The following is a 19655-nucleotide window of genomic DNA, read 5'->3' on the forward strand; positions in this document are numbered from 1 at the left end:
GCCGCCGAACAATTTTTGGGAAAACCCCCGCATCTTCGGATGCGGGGGTTTTCTGCGTTTGGACCCCATTGGGCCCCAATTCATTCAGGACGGCTGCACCAGTTTCGTGTCGTACGCCAGAATGACCGCCTGAATGCGGTCCCGAGAGCCCGTCTTCGCCAGAATGCGGCCCACGTGCGTCTTCACCGTCGACTCGGCCAGGTGGAGACGTGTGGCGATCTCCGTGTTCGTCCAGCCCTGGCCGATGACCGTGAGGATCTCGCGTTCCCGGTCGGTGAGGGACGTGAGGCGGGCGTCCTCTGACGTCCCGTCCTGCGCGGTGGGGTCGGCCGGGAGGTGGTGGACGTAGGCGTCCAGGAGGCGGCGGGTCAGGCTGGGGGCGACGACCGCGTCGCCTGTGGCGACCGCGCGGATGCCGGCCAGGAGTTCCTCGGGCTGGGCGTCCTTGACCAGGAATCCCGAGGCGCCCGCGCGGAGGCCGGCGTAGGCGTACTCGTCCAGGTCGAAGGTGGTGACGATCAGGATGCGGGTGCGGTCGCCGGCGGCGGTGATGCGGCGGGTCGCCTCGATGCCGTCGAGGCCGGGCATGCGGATGTCCATGACGACGACATCGGGATGGAGCTCAGCGGCCATGCGGACTGCTTCGCTGCCGTTCGCCGCCTCGCCGACGACCGTCATGTCGTCCTGGCTCTCCAGCAACATGCGGGATCCGAAGCGCTGGAGGGGCTGGTCGTCGGCTATCAGGACCGTGGTCACTGCGGGGATTCCTCCGGGAGACTTAGGCGGACGCGCCAGCCCTGCTCCGGGTGGGGGCGAGGGCCGGCCTCAAGTGTGCCGCCGTACAGGGCGGTTCGCTCGCGCATTCCGGGTAGCCCGCGGCCACCCCGGGAGGTCCCGTCGGTGGCGCTTCCGGTGCCGGTGTCCGTGATCGTGACGGTGACCGCGGCCTTCTCCTCGTAGGAGAGCTCTATCCGGGCGGTGGCGTCGGGGCCGCCGTGCTTCAGGGTGTTGGTGAGGGCTTCCTGGATGACGCGGTAGACGGTGAGCTGGCGGCCCGGGGGGAGGCTCGGGCTGCCATGGGTGGTGGTGCTGACGGGGAGGCCTGCGGAGCGTACGCCGTCGAGGAGCGGGTCGAGGTCGGCGAGGCCGGGCTGGGGGGTGAGGTCGGCTTGTTGCTTCTCTTCCTCGCGCAGGACGTCGAGGAGGCGGCGGAGTTCGGTGAGGGCCTGGCGGCTGGTGGTGGCGATGGCGTCGAGGGCCTGGGCGGCGCGTTCGGGGGACTTGGCGGCGGCGTAGCGGCCGCCGTCGGCCAGGCCCGTGATGACGGAGAGGTTGTGGCCGATGATGTCGTGCATCTCGCGGGCGATGCGGGCGCGTTCGGCCGCCGTCGCGAGCTGGGCCTGCTGGTCGCGTTCGGTCTCCAGGCGGCGGGCGCGGTCCTCCAGGGCCTCGGTGTAGGTGCGGCGGGTGCGGACCGTGACGCCGATGAGGACGGCCACGGTGATGGACATGAGGTGTGAGCCGATCTGCTGGTCCCAGGTGCCCTCTCCCTGGCGGAAAGCCGAGAGGAGGACCGGGCCGATCACCAGGGCCGTCGTCCACCACAGGTCGCGCAGGGGGCGGCGCAGGGCGAGGTGGTAGACGAGGACCAGCTGGAGCAGGGCTGCCTGGAGGGCGGCGCCGGTCCAGGAGTTGGCGAGGGCGAAGGGAGCCATGGCGGCCAGGGCCGTTCCGGGGTGGGTGCGGCGCCAGAGGAGTGGGACCGAGAGGCCGAGGCTCAGGGTGAGGAGCAGCCAGCCGGGGACGTCGAGCTGGTGGGCGTTGTTGCGCCAGCCGCCGCCGGTGTAGTCGATCAGGGCGGCTGTCACCCAGAAGCCGGTGAAGGGCAGGTCCCACAGGAGGGGGCGGCGTCGGTCGAAGGCGCGCACCCGGTGGGTGAGGCGCTGGGCGTATTCGGTGAGGGGCTCCGGCGCCCGGTTGTCCGTCACGGGGTCCATCGTGTGGGATCCGGTGCCGGGCGGCACGCGTCTTGGCGGTGGCGGGCGGCGGAGTCCACGTCGTCGTGGCGCTGGGTCGGGTCGTGTGCCGTCGGCATGCCTCGATGCTCGCGTGTGCGGGGGCGGCGGGCGTCGGACCGGCGGGGTAATCGGGGTGAGGGGTGTCGTACCCGGGTACTACCGTGGCCGTATGAGCTATGTGATCCGGTCCGTCCGTGCCGGCGAGTGGGTCGCGGCGAAGGAGCTGCGGCTCGCGGCGCTGCGGGATCCGGTGGCGCACCTGGCCTTCCTGGAGACGTACGAGGAGGCCGCCGCCAGACCGGATGCCTTCTGGCAGGAGCGGACCGCGGGGGCCGCCGAAGGGGCGGACAAGGCGCAGCAGATCATCGCCGAGGGGCCGGACGGGCGGTGGGTGGGGACGCTGACCGTGCTCGTGGAGGAGCCCGGGACGACCGACTGGGCCGGGTTTCCGGTGGAGCGGAAGCAGGGGCATGTGGTCGGTGTGTTCGTACGGCCCGAGGAGCGCGGGAGCGGGCTGACCGAGGTGCTGTTCGACGCTGCCTTGGAGTGGTCGTGGGCGCAGGGTCTGGAGCGGGTGCGGCTCATCGTGCACGAGGAGAACGGGCGGGCGCAGCGGTTCTACCGGCGGGCGGGATTCCTGCCGAGTGGCGTGATCGTGCCGTTGGGGGACGCGGGGGAGCGGGAGTTGGAGTTCGTCCTCGAGCGGGAGTGACGGGCCGGCACACCGGCCCCCCGGGCTACTGGACCGGCAGTTCGTCGTGCGGCCAGCGGGCGCGGCCCTGTTCGCGGGACCGGAGCAGGGCCAGGGTCGGCATGCCCCGGTCCGCTCCGGTGGCCAGCAGCTCCGGGAGTTGGGGAAGCGGGGCCACGGCCGCGACGTCGTCCAGGACGAGCGTCATTGGTGGGTCGAGGCGACCGGCCGATGACCGTTCGGCCATGTGCCGGCCGCGCTCGACCACGCTTGAGACGAGGGCCGTCAGGAGGGGCATGGCGCCCGGGTTCGTCCTGGGGTCCTCGATGGATTCCCCCACCACATAAAGCGTGCCCCCTTCGTGGACGAAGGAATCCAAGGCGAGGGCATCAGTTCGGTTGGGAGTGCAGGCCTCGCGGATATTGACCGTGGAGAGGGCCGCGAGGGCGCGGGTGGTCAACTGCTGGGCCATGTCGCGGCGTTCGGGATGGGCCGTGAGGGCGCCCTCGAGTTCACCCGCGGAGCCGGGGGCGGCCTTGGGGTTGGTGCGGAGGATGCGTACGGCGTCCTGGATCTGGGTGCCCTGGGACCAGCGGTGGACGTGGCGGATGGTGCGGCCGTCGATCGCCGCGGCGTGCAGGTAGCTGCGCAGGAGTGTGGTGGCCGTGTCGGTGAGGGCCTGGTCGAGTTTGGCGGTGGGGCGTACGGGGGTGAGGAGGGCCGTGGCCCGCCGGGATGCCGTGTCCTTGTCCTCGCAGCCGGTGGTGGGGGACCAGTGGAGGCGGGACGGGGTGTCGCAGAGGTGGGTGGGGTCGTAGAGGTGGGTGGGGCCCAGCTTGGCTCTGGCGTCCTTGGTGTCCTGCCAGAGGAGGGGGTTCGACGTGACGATGAGGGCCGGGCCTTCCGCGTCGCGTACGGCCTGGGCGGCGGTGGTGTGGCGGGTTTCCTTTGGGGCTACGAGGATCTTTTCCCACCTGCTCACCCGTTCCTGCCCGCACAGAGGTGCCGGAGTCGCGGGGATGATCGCCGGCGGGGGGGAGCCGGCCGGGCTCGCGGTGGAGTCCAGGGGGCTCGTCGTGGAGGCCAGAGGGCTCGCGGGGTCGGTGGGCGAGCGGCGCGGGGTCGGGACCTCGTGCTGCGTCGCGGTGGAGCCGTGGCTCTGCGCCGAGGGCGTGACCTCGTGTTGCGTCGAGGGGGATCCGTGGTGCTGCCCCGGGGCCGGGACCTCGTGCTGCACGGGTGCCTGTGCCTCGTACGTGGTGGCTCCCCGGGCCGGTGTGCCGGACACCGTCGGTTCCTCCGCCGCCGTCGCCCTTCGCTCCCGGTTCCTGGCGCGGACGGCCCGCCACCGGGCCAGGGTGCCCATGACGAACACCGTCAGGACGACCAGGATCATCAGCTGGCCGATGAACAGGCCCCAGAACAGGCCGTAGCCGGAGAGTTCGCCGGGCGGTGTGTCGGGCCAGGCGCCGGGGATGTCGTGGGGCTGGGCGATGAGGCCGCGCATGGCGAGCGGCGTCCGGGCGAAGGTGACGCCGGAGGGCCAGGAGCCGTGAGCGAACAGGGCGGCCAGGCCCGTGGCCGTCCACGCCAGCACGGTCATGCCGAGGAGGAACGCCAGTACGCCGACCAGCAGGCCGTCGGGGATGCCTCCCTGGCCGGCCCGCCGGTCGTGACGGTCGTCCGGTCTCACGCGTCCTCCCCTGTGCCTACGCCACCGTCGATTCGGAGTCGCCCAGGTGGTGCTCCACGAAGGCCGCGGCGCGTTCCTCCGCCTCGAGTTCGGCGGCGCGCAGGGCGTCGTCCGCGAGGTCGGCGGAGGACTGGGTCATCGCGCGGTCGGTGAAGACCAGGGGGCGTTCGGTCTCCGTGACCAGGTGTTTGACGACCTGGACGTTGCCGTTGACGTCCCAGACGGCGATGCCGGGGGTGAGCGTCGGGATGATCTCCACCGCCCAGCGGGGGAGGCCCAGGACGCGGCCCGTCGCCCTCGCCTCGTCCGCCTTCTGGGCGTAGATCGTCCTGGTCGACGCCATCTTCAGGATCGCCGCGGCCTCCTTCGCCGCCGCGCCGTCGACGACGTCGGAGAGGTGGTGGACGACCGCTACGAAGGACAGGCCCAGGCGTCGGCCGAACTTCAGCAGGCGCTGGAACAGCTGGGCGACGAAGGGGCTGTTGATGATGTGCCAGGCCTCTTCGACCAGGAAGATGCGCTTCTTCCGGTCGGGGCGGATCCAGGTGTGCTCCAGCCACACGCCGACGATCGCCATGAGGATGGGCATGGCGATGGAGTTGCGGTCGATGTGGGACAGGTCGAAGACGATGAGCGGGGCGTCCAGGTCGATGCCGACCGTGGTGGGGCCGTCGAACATGCCGCGCAGGTCACCGTCGACCAGGCGGTCCAGGACCAGGGCAACGTCGAGGCCCCAGGCCCGTACGTCGTCTATGGCGACGTTCATCGCCTCGGCGGACTCGGGTTCGGGGTGGCGCAGCTGCTCGACGATGTCGGTCAGGACCGGCTGGCGGTCGACGATGGTCTCGTTGACGTAGGCGTGGGCGACCTTGAGGGCGAAGCCGGAGCGTTCGTCGAGGCCGTGCCCCATCGCCACCTCGATGATCGTCCGGAGCAGCGCGAGCTGGCCCGTGGTGGTGATCGCGGGGTCGAGCGGGTTGAGGCGGATTCCCATGTCCAGGGCCGCTGTCGGGTCCAGGCGGATGGGAGTTATGCCCAGCTCCTGCGCGATGAGGTTCCACTCGCCGACGCCGTCCTCGCCCTGGGCGTCCAGGACGACGACCTGGCGGTCGCGGAAGCGGAGCTGGCGCAGGACGTACGTCTTCTCCAGCGCCGACTTGCCGTTGCCGGACTCGCCGAGGACCAGCCAGTGGGGGGCGGGGAGTTGCTGGCCGTAGAGCTGGAAGGGGTCGTAGATGTAGCCCTTTCCGGAGTACACCTCGCGGCCGATGATGACGCCGGAGTCGCCGAGGCCGGGGGCGGCGGTCGGGAGGTAGACCGCCTGGGCCTGGCCCGTGGACGTGCGCACCGGGAGCCTGGTCGTCTCGACCTTGCCGAAGAGGAAGGAGGTGAAGGCGTCGGTGAGGACGGACAGCGGGTCCCGCATCAGGTCCTACCTCCGAATGCCGGTGGCGAAGGGAAGGGTGTTCACGAAGGCGCGGTGGTGCTCGCGGTCGCACCATTCCAGCTTGAGGTACGACTTGCCCGCGGAGGCCCTTATCGTCCGCTTGTCGCGGGCGAGGGCGTCGGGGTTGCGGGAGGAGACGGTGATGTAGCCGACGAGGTTGACGCCGGCGGCGCCGCTGGCGAGGTCCTCGCCGCGCTGGTCGAGGCGGGAGTGCGCGGCGATGTCGCGGGGGTCGACGGTGCGGTTCATCTTGGCGGCGCGGGACGCCTCGGCCTCGTCGTTGGTCTTCTCGGTGAGCATGCGCTCGATGGCGACCTCGGTGGGTTCGAGGTCCATGGTGACGGCGACCGTGCGGATGACGTCCGGGGTGTGGACGAGCAGCGGGGCGAGGAAGTTGACGCCGACGGGGGTCATCGGCCATTCCTTCACCCAGGCCGTGGCGTGGCACCAGGGGGCGCGGGTGGAGGACTCGCGGGTCTTGGCCTGGAGGTAGGTGGGCTCCATGGCGTCCAGTTCGGCCGGCCAGGCGTTGCGCTTGGTCATCGCCTGGATGTGGTCGATCGGATGGTCCGGGTCGTACATGGAGTGGATCAGCGAGGCCAGCCGTCCCTGACCGAGCGGCTGCCGTACGCGGATGTCGGCTTCCTGGAGGCGCGAGCAGATGTCGGTGAGCTCGCGGGCCATGACGACGGCGAGTCCGGCGTCCCGGTCGACCTTGCCGCCGTGGGCGCGGGCGGCGCGGGCCATGGCGCCCGCCTCGGCGGCGAGGTCGCGCGTGTAGTGCATGCAGGCGACGAGGTAGGCGCGGTGCTGCTCGCTGCTGGTGGACACCATCGACTGGAGCTGGTCGTAGGACTCCTGGAGCCAGGGCAGGGCCTTTTCGTCGCCGCGGACGGCGACGTCCTTGGCGTGGGCGTCCGGGTCGGCCGGGAGGGTGCGGGCCAGCATCTGGATGCGGGTGACGAAGCCGTCGCCGTTGGCGACGTGCTTGAGCAGGGTGCCGAAGCGGTCGACGAGGGCTTCCTGGTCCTCGCTGTCGCGCAGGCCGACGCCGGGGCCCTCGATCTCGATGGCGGCGGTGACGGTCTTGCGGTCGGCGTGCAGGAGCACGGCGATCTCGTCGGGGCCGAAGGGGGCGGCCAGCCAGGTGATGCGGCCGATGCCGGGGGGCGGGCCGATCTCGACCTCGCGGCCGTCGAGCCGGGTGCCGGCCTCGATGACGGCGGAGCGGTAGGCGGTGCCCTGTTTCAGGGTCCGCTTGTAGCTGCGGTTGATCTCGAACCACTTGTAGAACGTGCGGTGCTTGTACGGCACGTAGACCGCGGACAGCGCGAGCATCGGGAAGCCGGCGAGCAGCACGATGCGCAGGCTCAGCACCGGGACGAGGAGTCCGCACATCATGCCGAGGAACGCGCCCACGACGATCAGGGCGATCTCGCCGGTCTCGCGGTTGCGGCCGATGATCGCGTTCGGCCGGGCGCGGCCGATCAGATATGTCCGGCGGGGCGTGACCGGATGGGACACGTGGGACTCGGTCGTCAACGCCCTTCACCTCCCGTGCGGTTGGTACTGCTGTTGCGGGTGTTGCTGGCGTGGGGAGTGTTGACGGGGCTGCTCGAACGGGGGGCGGGTGCGGCGGAGGGGACAGATCCGCCGCCGCCGTTCGAGGGGCGCGCGCTGTGCGCGGCGACTCCGCCGGAGGCGGGGTTGCTGGGGCGGGGGGCGGAGGACTGGCTGCCTCCGCCGTTGTTGTCGGCGCGGGTGCTGTGGGTCTTGATGCCCTGCGCGACGAGGGACGCCGGGGAGCTGATGACGGCCGCGGCCTTGCTCTCGGCGCCCTGCATGAGGCGGTTGTTGCGGGAGCCGGCGATCTCGTCGCCGAAGCCGGGGACGAAGCGGTAGATCATCGCGCTGGCGAAGATGGCGAGCAGGATGATGGCGAGGCCGGAGACGACGGCGGAGAAGGCGTTCGGGCCGTCGTCCGCGGAGAGTGCGCCGGCGAGGCCGAGGACGATGACGATCACCGGTTTGATGAGGATGACCGCGATCATGATGCCGGCCCAGCGGCGGACGTGGCCCCACAGGTTCTTGTCGACGAGGCCGGCGTAGACGACGGTGCCGAGGAGGGCGCCGACGTAGAGGAGCGCGGCCCTGATGACGAGCTCCAGCCAGAGGACGCCGGCGGCGAGGATGCTGACCAGGGAGACCACGATCAGCATGATCGGGCCGCCGCCGATGTCCTCGCCCTTCTTGAGGGCCTCGGAGAAGGTGCCGAAGAACGCGTCGGTCTGGTCGCCGGTGGCTTTGGCGAGGACCTCGGTGACGCCGTCGGTGGCGGAGACGACGGTGTAGAGGATCAGGGGGGTGAAGGCGGAGGCCAGGACGGTCAGCCAGAGGAAGCCGATGGCTTCGGACAGGGCGGTGGTCAGGGGCACGCCGCGGACGGCTCGCTTGGCGACGGCCAGGAGCCACAGCAGGAGCGTGAGGATCGTCGAGGCGGCGAAGACGACCGCGTACTGCTGGAGGAACTTGGGGTTCGTGAAGTCGACGTTGGCGGTCTCCTTCACGGCCTCGCTGAGCTTGTCGACGGTCCAGGAGGCGGCGTCGGCGCAGCCCTTGGCGAGGGAGGAGAGGGGGTCGAGGGTGGAGGTGGGGTCGAGGCGGGAGGTTCCGCCACCGCCTCCGGCGCTGCCGGTGTCGCCTTCGCAGATCTCGCGGGCCTCGCCCCTGAGGAGGTCGCAGGCGTTGTTGCTGGGTGACGGAGACGGAGTGGGGGCGGCGAAGGCCCGAGTGGCCAGCAGGATCGTGGCTGTCTGCACCGCCGCGACCGCGGCGCCGAGTTTGAGTACGTGATGCCTAACGGGCATAGGTGAACCCTCCGTACTCCTCGACGGCCTTGCTCATGTCCTCCGCGGTGGAGGCTCTTTGGTCGCGCCCGACCGGGACCGGGCCGTCCTTCTGGGTGAAGCCGGTGACCTTCCAGTCACCATCGACCCACTTCAGCTGGTAGGTCGTGGTGTACCAACTCTCGGTCACGGGGTTCCTGGAGCCCTCTCCCGACAGGCCGAAGAGGGAGGTGTACCAGAGTGCGACCGAGGCGGTGGTGTCGTTGTACGAGGTGACTTTGGTGCCGACCGGGACGACGCGCGAGACGAAGGTCTGGCCGCTGGGCGCGGAACCGTCCTTGGTGAGGCCGAGCTTCTCGAGGAAGCTCTCCTTCGAGTACACCTGATCGAACTCGGGGAGCTGGGAGGTGGCCACGTCGGGTGCGTACACGGTGTTGACGATCGCGTGCCGCTTTTCGAGGTTGTACATGTCGGCCGACCCGAGGGCGATGCCGTAATTGGTGGCTGCGGACTGAGCACCCTGCTCGGTGTGGGCGTAGCCGGTGGCGATGTCGCCGGTCTTCGACTTCACCGGTTGTTCCCCGGTGGGCGCCGTCGCCGAGCTCTCGGCCTTGTCGCTGCCCGAGCCACTGCTCTCGGCGTCGCCGTCCCCCCGGTTCGCGAAGGCGATCGCTGCGATCAGGAGGACCACCACGCCGACCACGGTGACCAGGCTGCGGGACGAGGAGCGGCGGCGGGGGTCGCCGAAGGCGTCGCCGGAGTCGGGCAGGCGGGTGCGGGTCTGGCCCGTGCCGCCGTAGCCACCGGAGGACTCGTGGTCGTCACCGAGACTCATGCCGCGTACGCCCCCTCGACGTCGTGCGGAAACACTTCGTACCGGTCGTACTTCTCATACTCCTCGTACGACGGTAGCCGTGCTGGTTCCCGCGCGGGCGCGGTGTGGTGACTCGACATCAGGGAAACGCAACCTCAGCCGGTGGGCACGACGGGCGGGTGGGATGGAGGGGGAGCCGGGCGTGCCCGGCCGGGCGGATGGTGCCCGGGCTACACGGCCATGCCGTACACGATGGTGAACAGCGTCCCGAGTGAGCCGATGATGAAGACTCCCGTCAGGCCCGCGATGATGAGGCCCTTGCCCTGCTCCGCGCTGAAGGTGTCGCGCAGTGCGGTGGCGCCGATGCGCTGCTTGGCGGCGCCCCAGATGGCGATGCCGAGGCAGAGCAGGATGGCCACCGCCATCACGACCTCGATCATCACCTTCGCCTCGTTGCCCAGGCTGCCGAAGGGGCCCCAGTCCGGAGCGATCCCACCGATGATGGTGTTGATGTCTCCCTTGTCGGCCGCAAAGAGCATGTAAGTCACCGCCCCTGTTGGGTAGTTCCGCGCCCTCTGCGGTCGTGCAGAGGTCAGGCCTCATTCTCGCCGACAATGATGCTGTCGTATGTCGACTTGGCGTCATTGATTGGCGGGTTTCGTACGAATACCTTGCCACCGTTCCGCTCCGGCCCCTAGGGGTGGCGACGAGCGGTGTACGAAGGATCGTATGGTCACTCTGTGTATCACGGCGGGTAACGCCGGGCAATGAGGCCTGAGCGGAACCTGGGATGCGGTTCCGTCGTTGTGCCCTCTTGCGACCTTTCTCACCTTTGGGGGCTGTTTCTGACGGCTGGTCGGGTGAGTGGTCGCGCCGGTGTTCTCCGGGTGAAGGCTACCCGGCACGGCGTAGGGGCCGCGGCTGGGTTGCCGCGGCCCCTGTGTTCCCCGGCCGTCTCCGGGCCCCCACAGCCCCGGACGGCGTTCCCTGGTGACGGTCTGTCACCGGGTGGGAGGCGTCAGCCGGTGAAGGCGCCGAGTCCCTCCGGAGTGCCCAGACCGGTCGGGCCGTCGTAGCCCGTCCGGGCGGTGCAGAAGTAGCTGGTGGCGCAGCTGCCGTTGCTGCCGCTGGTGACGTCGTTCAGGGCGGAGGTGTTCGCGTAGGGGAACGTGGCGGGGTAGGAGCCGGTGGACGGGGTGCCGGCGAGGGCGTAGACGCTCGCGATGATCGGGGCGGAGGCGCTGGTGCCGCCGTAGGTGGCCCAGCCCTGGCCGTCGGCGCCGTAGGTGTCGTAGACGGAGACGCCGGTCGCCGGGTCGGCGACGGCCGAGACGTCGGCGATCATGCGCTTGGCGCAGCCGGTGTCGGTCTGCCAGGCGGGCTTGGCGTCGTAGGCGGAGCAACCGGAGCCGGTGCCTTCGGTGCTGCTGGTCCGCCAGACGCTCTCGGTCCAGCCGCGGGTGGTGGAGGAGGTGGAGAGGCTGGTGCCGCCGACGGCCGTCACGTACTTGGACGCCGCCGGGTACTCGGCGCCGTAGCCCGCGTCGCCCGCGCTGACGGTGATGGCGACGCCCGGGTGGTTGAAGTAGGTGGAGTCGTACGTCGCGTCGGAGGAGGACTCGCCGCCGCCGTAGCTGTTGGAGACGTACTTGGCGCCCAGGGAGACGGCCTCGTTGACGGCGGTGCCGAGGTTGGCCATGGAGGCCGACTTCGCCTCGACGAGGGTGATGTGGCAGTTCGGGCAGATGGCGCTCGCCATGTCGAGGTCGAGGGATATCTCGCCGGCCCAGCCGCTGTCGGCGGTGGGCAGGGCGGTGGTGGAGCCGGTCTGGCTGACCTTCTTGAAGCAGCCGTTCGCGGTGGTGCAGGCGGGCAGGCCGTAGTGCGAGCGGTAGGCGGCGAGGTCGGACTCGGCGTTCGGGTCGTCGTAGGCGTCGACGATGGCGATGGTCCGGCCGGAGCCGTTGTTCGCGGCGGCGGAGGTGAGGCCGTAGGCGTTGCGGAGGTCGGTCGGGCCGTAGCCGGAGGGGGAGGAGGCCTCGGCGGCCCTGGCCGTGATGCCGTGCTGCTGCTGGAAGGCGGTGCGGCCGCCTGTGACGCGCAGGGCGTTGCAGGCCATCTCGCCCGGGTGGCGGGGCAGGGCGCAGGAGCGGGTCCAGGTGACCTTGGAGCTGCTCGTGTCCGCGGCCTGGGCCTGGGCGGCGGTGGTGAGGCCGGTGAGGAGGAGTGCGGTGGTGGCGGTGACGGCGGACGCGATGCGGCGCCATCTGCGGCGGATGGTGAGGGGGTTGGGGGGTGTCGTGCGCAAGGTACAGCCTCCTGGCAGTGGTGGGCAGAGGCCTGCGGGTGGGGGAACCGCCGGTGCGTTTCCCGGCGGGGGCGGCGACCCGCGACGACGATCGCTTGTTGAGTACGTGACAACAAGACGGTGATCGGAATCCTGACTTCCGCCTTACCGAAGGGGGCGTGGGGCTTACCGATCGCTGACGGCTCGATGGCCGGGCGATGGTGGCGGCTTGACCGAGGGGCCCGGAATCAGCGGGGCTTGAGGCCGTGCAGGAGGAGGTGGACGAACTCCTCGGTGCCGTCGAGGGCCGCCTCGGGGGCGAGCATGCCGCCCGCCGCGAAGGAGGCGATGCCCTGGAGGGTGGCTCCGGTCACCAGGGTGAGGTACTGCGGGTCGCCCGCGATGATCTCGCCGCGCTCCTGGGCGTCGGCGATGACCCGCTCCAGGGAGCCGACCGTCCTGTCGACGGCCGCGGCCAGCTGCTCGGAGGCGTCGGGCTCGTGCTTGCGGGCGTACATGAGCTCCAGCAGCTCGGCGTTGTCGATCGAGAAGGCGAGATAGGCCCGGGCCAGCGCGGTGAGCCGCTTCTCCAGCGGGAGGGTGGGGTCGTCGGCGCCCTCCAGGGCCTGGCCCAGACGGTCGTAGCCGACCAGTGCCAGGGCGTTGAGCAGGGCCTGCTTGTCCTTGAAGTGGCGGCCGGGCGCGGCGTGGCTCACCCCCGCCTCCCGGGCCAGTTCGCGCAGCGAGAGCGCGCCGGTCCCCTTCTCCCGCAGGGTGCGCTCCGCACCGGCGAGCAGGGTGGAGCGCAGATCCCCGTGGTGGTAGGGGCGGCTCTCCTGGGTGGGGCGGCTTGCTGGCATGCGGACCATCGTATCCCGATGTTGGCGATGACATCATTGTTGTCATTGACAGCATTGTTGGCACCGCCTACATTCGGGGCATGGCTGAGAAGACGAAGACACAGAGCAGCGAGACGTGGAGTGCGGACCGCCTCCCGGGCCTCGACGGGCGGACCGTCGTCGTCACCGGCGCCAACAGCGGCATCGGTCTCACCGCGACCCACGCGCTGGCCCGGGCGGGGGCGCACGTCGTCCTCGCCGTGCGGGACACCGAGCGCGGGCGGGCCGCGGCGGCGACCGTGCCGGGCAGCACCGAGGTGCGCCCGCTGGACCTGGCGGACCTGGCCTCCGTGCGGGCGTTCGCCGACGCCTGGCAGGAGCCGCTGCACCTTCTCGTCAACAACGCCGGCGTCATGATGCTCCCCAGGCAGCGCACCAAGGACGGCTTCGAGATGCAGTTCGGCACGAACCATCTCGGGCACTTCGCCCTGACGAACCTGCTGCTGCCGCACATCACCGGCCGCGTCGTCACGGTCTCCTCGGGCGCCCACCGCTGGGGCGGCGCGAGGATCGGCTTCGACGACCTGGACATGGCGGCGAACTACACCCCGCAGCGCGCCTACGCCCAGTCCAAGCTCGCCAACCTCCTGTTCACCCTGGAACTCCAGCGCCGGCTCACCGAGTCGGGGTCCCCGGTCCGCGCCCTGGCCGCCCACCCCGGCATCGCGGCGACCAACCTGCAGGCCCACGTGGCCAATCCGGCGGTGCGCGCCTTCATCCGTTTCGGCAACAGGTTCTTCGCACAGGACGACCGCGCGGGCGCCCTCCCCACGCTCTACGCCGCCACCGAGGACCTCCCCGGGGCGAGCTACGTGGGTCCCGACGGCCTGGGTGAGATGCGCGGCAAGCCGACCCTGGTGGGCCGCTCCCGCGCGGCCGGGGACCCGCTGACCGCCCGGCGGCTGTGGCGGGTCTCGGAGGAGCTGACGGGGGCGCACTTCCCGCTGTCGCGGGACGAAGAGGCAGGCGTCTGACGAGGAGGTCGGCGGCTGACGAGGAAGCGGGTGCCTGACGCAGAGACGGGCGCCTGACGCAGAGGCGGGTGCCTGACGCAGAGGCGGGTGCCTGAGGGACAGGCGGGTGCTGGACGGGAAGGCGGCGTCCGATGAACAGACCGCTGTCTGACGTTCCTCTCACCTTCGTCCGGCACAGTCGTTCCGGTGAAGCGTGTCCTGTCCGTGGCCGTGGTCCTCGTCGGCCTCATCACCGCGACCGCCGACGACGGGGCCGGGCCCTTCGGTGTGACCGTCACCGTGCGCGACGCCCGGGTCGGGGTGCTCCTGCGGGCCGCGAGGGGAGGGCACTTCTGCACGGCGTCCGTGGTGGACGCGCCGCACCGGGATCTGATCGTCACCGCGGCGCACTGTCTGGGCGGCGACGGAGGGCTGGTGTTCGTGCCGGGTTACCGGGACGGGCGTGCGCTCCACGGGGAGTGGAAGGTGCGGCGGCGGTTCCTGCCCCGCGGGTGGGTCGAGGGGCGGCACGAGGACAGTGACGTGGGATTCGCCGTGCTCGCGCCGCGCGGCGGCAGGGAGGTCCAGGACGTCGTCGGCGGGAACCGGTTCGTGACCGGTACGGCCACGGGGGCCACCGGAGTGACCGTCACCGGGTACCCCGACGCCCGCGAGACGCCCGTCAGCTGCACCGACACGCCGTCCGCGCTCGGCCGCACCCAGCAGCGCGTCGCGTGCCCCGGCTTCAGCGGGGGTACGAGCGGCAGCCCCTGGGTGAACGGGGACGGGGAGGTCGTCGGGGTCCTCGGCGGGCACGATCAGGGCGGGACGACCCCCGGGGTCTCCTACAGCGTGGTCCTCGGCGCGGAGGCCCGGCGGCTGTACCGGCGGGCGGCGGGGTACCCGTGACGCGCCGCGACCCCGTGCGCCGGCCGGAGCCGTCGTGCCCTCGCCGTGCCGCACGTGCCGTGCCCCGTTCCTCCGTCCGCCCCCGACTCTCCTCCCTTTGATCATTCCCGGGCGTGCCGGCCGCCTCTACACTGACCAACGGACTCCTGGGCGGTGAGGGGCGGTTGACGGTGCGTAAGGCATGGATCGTGGCGGGTGTCGCCATCAGCTCCGCCCTGGCCTTCGTGATGCTGCTCGTCGTCGGGGTCTACCTCGTCGCGGGGAACCTGGTCAACGGCGTGGGCGGTGGGGCGAAATCGCTGGCCAAGGGGTCGGTGCCCGCCGCGTACGCGTCCCTCGTGGCGAAGTGGGGCAACCTCTGCCCCGCCATCAGCCCGGCCCTGCTCGCCGCTCAGCTCTACCAGGAGAGCGGCTTCAACCCCAGGGCGCAGAGCCACGCCGCCGCGCAGGGGATAGCGCAGTTCATCCCCGGCACCTGGGCCAGTCACGGCATCGACGGCGACGGCGACGGCGACCGTGACGTGTGGGACCCGAAGGACGCGATTCCCTCGGCCGCCTCGTACGACTGCGAACTCGCGTCGTACGTGAAGAAGGTTGGCGGGAATGCGACCGAAAACATGCTGGCCGCCTACAACGCGGGGGCGTACGCGGTGATCAAGTACGGGGGCGTGCCGCCGTACAGCGAGACCCGCAACTACGTGAAGCGGATCACGACGCTCTCGGAGAGCTTCGCGGCGCCGGTCGGGCGGGTCGATCCCTCCGGGCAGGCCGCCGCCGCCATCGAGTACGCGCAGAAGAAGCTGGGCACGCCCTACCTCTGGGGCGGCACCGGCACCGCTGAGCAGGGCGGACGCTTCGACTGCTCGGGACTGACCCAGGCCGCCTACGAGACCGTGGGCATCAAGCTCCCGCGTGTCGCCAACGACCAGTACAACGCCGGTCCGCACCCCTCGCGGGACGAACTGCTCCCCGGCGACCTGGTGTTCTTCTCGGACGACCTGACCAATTCCCGTGCCATCCGGCATGTCGGCATTTATGTCGGAGGCGGGTACATGATCGACGCGCCCCGGACCGGTGCCGTCATCCGATTCGACCCGATCGACACCCCCGACTACTTCGGAGCCACCCGCGTCACCGAAGATGGCGCGAAAGCACTGCCCACGACGGTGTGAACCGTGTGTGAACCCACCCCCTGAGCTGCGAAGACGTGTCTCTCTTCGATAACGTCTGCGTGATCATTCGGTGGAGTGTGGAACGTATCGACGGGGACCATGCGTTCCTGTTGACGTAGCCGAGCAGACGTTCATTCGGCACGTGTCATGCACGCGTGCGGCGGAAGCGGATCTACAACCACGGGGGTGGCAGGAGCGGCGCACGCACAGGTGCGCCGGGAGAGACGACGAAGGGGCCGCAGCACCATGGCTGGACTCGCCGATTCCGGGTCGAACCCCGACGTCGACCTGCTGTACGACATCAATGGCCTGGCCAAGGACGCGCCGGGTTGGTTCGACCGCGTCATGGAGTACGTCGGTGAGTACGGGCTGCTGCTCGCCATCGTCCTGCTCGTGGTGTGGTGCTGGTGGTCCGTGCGGCGCCGGGGCGACGAGGACGCGGCGTCCACCGTCGCGGCTTTGGTCTGGGCGCCGTTGGCCGCCGGGATCGCCGTGCTGGTGAACGTGCCCATACGGGGTTTCGTGGAGCGGCCCCGGCCGTTCCTGGACCACCAGGGGCTCGAGGTGCTCGTCCAGGGCAAGACCGACTACTCGTTCGTCAGCGACCACGCGACGATCGTCATGGCGATGGCCGTCGGCCTGTTCGTCGCACACCGCAAGTTCGGGCTCGTCGCGCTCGTGCTGGCGTTGTTCGGCGGGTTCATCCGCGTCTACATGGGCGTGCACTACCCGACCGACGTCGTGGGCGGGTTCGCGCTGGGGACGGCCGTGGCGCTGCTGCTGTCGCCGCTCGCCATGGCCCTGCTGACGCCCGTGGTGAAGGCCGTTGAGCGCTCGCCGCGGGTGGGATGGCTCGTGCGCGGCAGAGGGCGGGCGGAACGGGACGACGCGGTGATCCCCGAGACCCGCAGCGAGCGGACCTCGGAGCGGGACCTCGCCGCCTAGCGCGACGGCCGGCGGGCGCGACGGCGCAAGCCGCCTACAGCGCTCGGCCCCCCCGGGGACAACCCCGCGCCTACAGCGCCCGCGCCGCGCCCCCGGGGACAACCCCCCTACAGCGCCTGGGGATACGTGAAGAAGCGGTTGGGGTCGTACTGCTTCTTCAGCTTGGCCAGGCGGGTCGCCGCGTCTCCGTAGTACGCCTTGCGCCAGTCGGTCAGCGTCGGGTCCGTGTAGTTCTGGTAGGCCGCCCCCGAGGCGTACGGGCGCATGGCCTTGTGGGCCGAGGCCAGCCAGTCGCGGGACGTCGCACCGCTCGTGCCGGCCCGCCACGCCCCGATGTACTGGGCCAGCATCCGCGAGCGGCGATGGACGAACGCCGTGGCCGTGGGGGAGACGCGGTTGACCGCTCCGCCGAGGGCGGTCAGCGCGATGCTGCCCGAGCCGCCGCGCACCGAAGCCATCTGGGACAGCAGCGTGCGGATGCCGGCCGTGGAGAGGGACCGGTCGAAGAAGTCCGACGCCGCCGCGTACGTCTCACGGCCCAGCGCACCCTTCGGGGAGCGGCCCGGGGTCGCGCCGGGCAGATGGCACTGCGCGTCCGTCGGGAACGACGAGCAGCCCGCGTACACCTCCATCGACTCCTCGTACGAGCGGCGCTTCAGGGAGACGCTGCGGGCCGGGGCGCCGACGCGGTCGGCCAGGCGGTCGACGGCGTTCTTGAGTTCGCCGTAGGTGCCGAGGGAGAACGCCGCGACCGAGACCGTCGGAGTACCGCCCGCCGCGCTCGCCAGGTGCAGGGACGACCAGATCTCGTCGGGCTGTGACGGGCCCCATTCCTGCCAGGCCTTCACCACCGCGGCCGCCTTCGACCAGGGCCAGGACAGGTACGCCGAGACGCCCTGCGGGGCCGGGTGGGTCTTGAAGTGCAGCTCCGTGACCACGCCGAAGTTGCCGTTGCCCGCGCCGCGCAGGGCCCAGAAGAGGTCCTTGTTCTCGCGGGCGTCGGCCGTGAGCTGCTTGCCGTCCGCGGTGATCAGCGTGGCCCGGGTGAGGCTGTCGCAGGTCAGGCCGTAGGCCCGGGAGACCACGCCGTGGCCGCCGCCGAGGGTGAGGCCCGAGACGCCGACCGTCGGACAGGAACCGGCGGGGATCGTGACGCCCTTCGCGGCGAGGGCGCGGTAGACGTCGATGAGTTTGGCGCCGGCGCCGACCACCGCGGTGGTGCCGGAGGCCCGGACGCGGTTGAGCTTCGAGACGTCGACGATCAGACGGCCGTCGCCCGAGGACCAGCCGGCGTAGGAGTGGCCGCCGTTGCGGATCGCCACGCGCAGGGCGTGGGCGCGGGCGTAGGCCAGGGTGGTGCGGATGTCGTCCGGGTGGGACACGTACGCGACCGCGGCGGGCTTCAGGTTGTCGAAGCGGGTGTTGTAGAGCTGCCGGGCCGCGGGCCAGTTGGCGTCGCCCGGGCGTATCAGGGGGCCGTCGAGGTCACGGGCCAGGGCGGACCAGCCGGCGGCGGTGGATCTCGACGTGGTGGTGTGCGCGGCGTTGGTGGCCGCGGCCCCGGAGCGGGTGCCCGACTGTGTGCAGGCGGTGGTGAAGGGGGTCGCGGCCGCGGCGACCGCCGCCGTGCCGGCTGTGAGGATCGTGCGCCGTTCCATGGGGCCTCCCGGTGGTTCCGCCCTGGGAGACGGAGCGACGGGGGGTGGGGGTTCCACCGGTGTGGGGGTTCCACCGGACCGGCGGCGACCGATCGGCGTCCGTCACGGGTCTCAAGCCGTCGCGTGCTTCTCCGCGTCCGTGCGCGCCTGGCTTCTCGCTCTTCGGGCCGGACCGCGCCAGCCGCAGATGCAGTGGGCCATGCAGAAATGGCCCTTCTCCATGGTCGTCGTGCGGTGTTCCGGGAGGTTGGGGGGAGTTTCCAGCCCGTCCTGCTGCGCCACACCGACAACGTTACCCAGCGCAGGTAAAGGGTTCGCGTGCCGGTCGGCACGAGCTCGCGTGACGGGGGCACAAACCCGTCGTTAACCGGAACAACGAGGGGGCCCGTGACGGACGTACCGGCTGGGGGTAGGCAGGCGATGACTGGGCGGCAGCGGGAACGGCGGCACAGGCGGGCGGGCGCGGCGGTCGTCGCGGCCGGGCTCCTGGCGGGGGCGGGGCTGGGTGCCGCGGGGTGCTCCGGGGGTGACGCGGTCGCCGGCGACTCCCGAGGCGGGGACTCGGTCGTCACGTTGCGGAAGGCGGCCGACCGGCTGATCGGCGCGGGGAGTTCGAAGGCCCGTACGTCGATGGAGATGGCCGCCGGCGGGACCCGGGTGACCATCCGGGGCGCCGGGGTGTACGACTACCGCAAGCGGATGGGGCGGCTGAAGGTGCTGCTGCCGCAGGATCCCGCGGGGGTCGCCGAGCGCCGGCCGATCACCGAACTCCTCGCGCCGGGTGCGCTGTTCATGAAGAACCGGGGCGCCGGTGTACCGGCCGACAAGTGGGTGCGGGTGGACACGCGGACCCTGTCCGACGGGAACCTCGTCACCGGCGGGGCCACCGATCCGTTCACGGCGGCCGAGGTGCTGCTCGGGACGCGGACGGCGACGTACGTGGGCAGGACGGAGGTCGCGGGAACCGGGGTGCGGCACTACCGGGGGACGGCGCACCTGGGTGACGCGGCCCGGCGGGCCACCGAGGGGAACAAGGGTCCCCTGGAGGCGGCGGCCGGGGGGTTCGCCACCGCCGAGGTGCCGTTCGACGCCTACCTCGACGACGAGGGACGCATCCGCAAGGTCAGGCACCGCTTCAGCTTCCTGAACGGGCAGCAGAAGAGCCCTGTCGCCGTCGCCTCGACCACGCTGCTCTACGATTTCGGGGCCTCGGTGCGCGTACGGTTGCCCCGGACCGAGGACATCTACGCGGGCAAGATCGCCGAGGAATGACCGGCGTGAACTAGCCCGTCCGTGCCATGCGCGGTGTGTAGGCCGCTCCCT

General features: G+C 71.1%; 18 protein-coding genes. 6 read left to right on the forward strand and 12 right to left on the reverse strand.

From position 1 onward, the window contains the following. Positions 1 to 84: 84 nt before the first annotated feature. Entirely contained in the window at positions 85 to 756 is a 672-nt protein-coding gene (locus tag IE153_RS18815; RefSeq protein ID WP_189590846.1) for a response regulator, read from the reverse strand. Beyond that, positions 753 to 1997: a sensor histidine kinase gene (locus tag IE153_RS18820; RefSeq protein ID WP_189590847.1), complete on the reverse strand. Its 1245-nt coding sequence runs from the start codon at positions 1995 to 1997 to the stop codon at positions 753 to 755. The genes IE153_RS18815 and IE153_RS18820 overlap by 4 nt, the downstream gene beginning before the upstream one ends. A gap of 190 nt (positions 1998 to 2187) precedes the next feature. On the opposite strand from IE153_RS18820, the gene IE153_RS18825 reads away from it, so the two are divergent. Beyond that, positions 2188 to 2730 carry a GNAT family N-acetyltransferase gene (locus tag IE153_RS18825; RefSeq protein WP_189590848.1) on the forward strand — a complete coding sequence of 181 codons (543 nt, stop codon included), beginning with the start codon at positions 2188 to 2190 and terminating at the stop codon, positions 2728 to 2730. 25 nt (positions 2731 to 2755) lie between these two features. Here the strand turns inward: IE153_RS18825 and IE153_RS18830 are convergent, their stop codons facing one another. The 8 genes from IE153_RS18830 to IE153_RS18865 form a co-directional block, all read right to left on the reverse strand. Continuing rightward, positions 2756 to 4402, reverse strand: a complete 1647-nt coding sequence (locus tag IE153_RS18830; RefSeq protein WP_189590849.1) for a type IV secretory system conjugative DNA transfer family protein — start codon at positions 4400 to 4402, stop codon at positions 2756 to 2758. 16 nt (positions 4403 to 4418) lie between these two features. Next, on the reverse strand, positions 4419 to 5828 hold the full coding sequence (locus IE153_RS18835; RefSeq protein ID WP_189590850.1) for an ATP-binding protein: 1410 nt from the start codon (positions 5826 to 5828) through the stop codon (positions 4419 to 4421). A 6-nt stretch (positions 5829 to 5834) separates the two neighbouring features. Beyond that, positions 5835 to 7391 (reverse strand): SCO6880 family protein, encoded by a 1557-nt coding sequence (locus tag IE153_RS18840; protein WP_189590851.1) that lies wholly within the window; start codon positions 7389 to 7391, stop codon positions 5835 to 5837. Then, positions 7388 to 8716 carry a hypothetical protein gene (locus IE153_RS18845; RefSeq protein ID WP_189590852.1) on the reverse strand — a complete coding sequence of 443 codons (1329 nt, stop codon included), beginning with the start codon at positions 8714 to 8716 and terminating at the stop codon, positions 7388 to 7390. The genes IE153_RS18840 and IE153_RS18845 overlap by 4 nt, the downstream gene beginning before the upstream one ends. Then, positions 8706 to 9530 carry a DUF8175 domain-containg protein gene (locus IE153_RS18850; RefSeq protein ID WP_189590853.1) on the reverse strand — a complete coding sequence of 275 codons (825 nt, stop codon included), beginning with the start codon at positions 9528 to 9530 and terminating at the stop codon, positions 8706 to 8708. The genes IE153_RS18845 and IE153_RS18850 overlap by 11 nt, the downstream gene beginning before the upstream one ends. A gap of 209 nt (positions 9531 to 9739) precedes the next feature. Then, complete coding sequence (locus IE153_RS18855) at positions 9740 to 10048, reverse strand: DUF8827 family protein (RefSeq protein ID WP_003991275.1); 309 nt, start codon at positions 10046 to 10048, stop codon at positions 9740 to 9742. Between the two features lie 479 nt (positions 10049 to 10527). After that, positions 10528 to 11817 carry a S53 family peptidase gene (locus IE153_RS18860; RefSeq protein ID WP_189590854.1) on the reverse strand — a complete coding sequence of 430 codons (1290 nt, stop codon included), beginning with the start codon at positions 11815 to 11817 and terminating at the stop codon, positions 10528 to 10530. A 227-nt stretch (positions 11818 to 12044) separates the two neighbouring features. Beyond that, complete coding sequence (locus IE153_RS18865) at positions 12045 to 12665, reverse strand: TetR/AcrR family transcriptional regulator (protein ID WP_189590855.1); 621 nt, start codon at positions 12663 to 12665, stop codon at positions 12045 to 12047. 71 nt (positions 12666 to 12736) lie between these two features. Here IE153_RS18865 and IE153_RS18870 point away from each other — a divergent pair, with 71 nt between their 5' ends. The 4 genes from IE153_RS18870 (at position 12737) to IE153_RS18885 (ending at position 16674) form a co-directional block, all read left to right on the forward strand. Continuing rightward, on the forward strand, positions 12737 to 13669 hold the full coding sequence (locus tag IE153_RS18870) for an oxidoreductase (RefSeq protein WP_189590856.1): 933 nt from the start codon (positions 12737 to 12739) through the stop codon (positions 13667 to 13669). Between the two features lie 186 nt (positions 13670 to 13855). Then, positions 13856 to 14557, forward strand: coding sequence for a trypsin-like serine peptidase (locus IE153_RS18875; protein ID WP_189590857.1), 702 nt, complete (start codon positions 13856 to 13858; stop codon positions 14555 to 14557). A gap of 164 nt (positions 14558 to 14721) precedes the next feature. Further along, positions 14722 to 15729, forward strand: a complete 1008-nt coding sequence (locus IE153_RS18880) for an NlpC/P60 family protein (RefSeq protein WP_229829066.1) — start codon at positions 14722 to 14724, stop codon at positions 15727 to 15729. A 246-nt stretch (positions 15730 to 15975) separates the two neighbouring features. After that, positions 15976 to 16674, forward strand: a complete 699-nt coding sequence (locus IE153_RS18885) for a phosphatase PAP2 family protein (protein WP_189590858.1) — start codon at positions 15976 to 15978, stop codon at positions 16672 to 16674. A gap of 107 nt (positions 16675 to 16781) precedes the next feature. Here IE153_RS18885 and IE153_RS18890 read toward each other — a convergent pair whose 3' ends face one another. Both IE153_RS18890 and IE153_RS41660 read right to left on the reverse strand, forming a co-directional pair. Continuing rightward, entirely contained in the window at positions 16782 to 18332 is a 1551-nt protein-coding gene (locus tag IE153_RS18890; protein ID WP_189590859.1) for an FAD-binding oxidoreductase, read from the reverse strand. Positions 18333 to 18443: 111 nt separating this feature from the next. Continuing rightward, positions 18444 to 18614, reverse strand: a complete 171-nt coding sequence (locus IE153_RS41660) for a hypothetical protein (RefSeq protein WP_229829051.1) — start codon at positions 18612 to 18614, stop codon at positions 18444 to 18446. A 138-nt stretch (positions 18615 to 18752) separates the two neighbouring features. Between IE153_RS41660 and IE153_RS18895 the strand changes: the two genes are divergently transcribed. After that, a complete protein-coding gene (locus tag IE153_RS18895; protein ID WP_189590860.1) occupies positions 18753 to 19604 on the forward strand; it encodes an SCO4651 family lipoprotein in 852 nt (283 codons plus the stop codon). Positions 19605 to 19655 lie beyond the last annotated feature (51 nt).

The sequence above is a fragment of the Streptomyces massasporeus genome, from assembly GCF_014648995.1.
Classification (GTDB): Bacteria; Actinomycetota; Actinomycetes; order Streptomycetales; family Streptomycetaceae; genus Streptomyces; species Streptomyces massasporeus.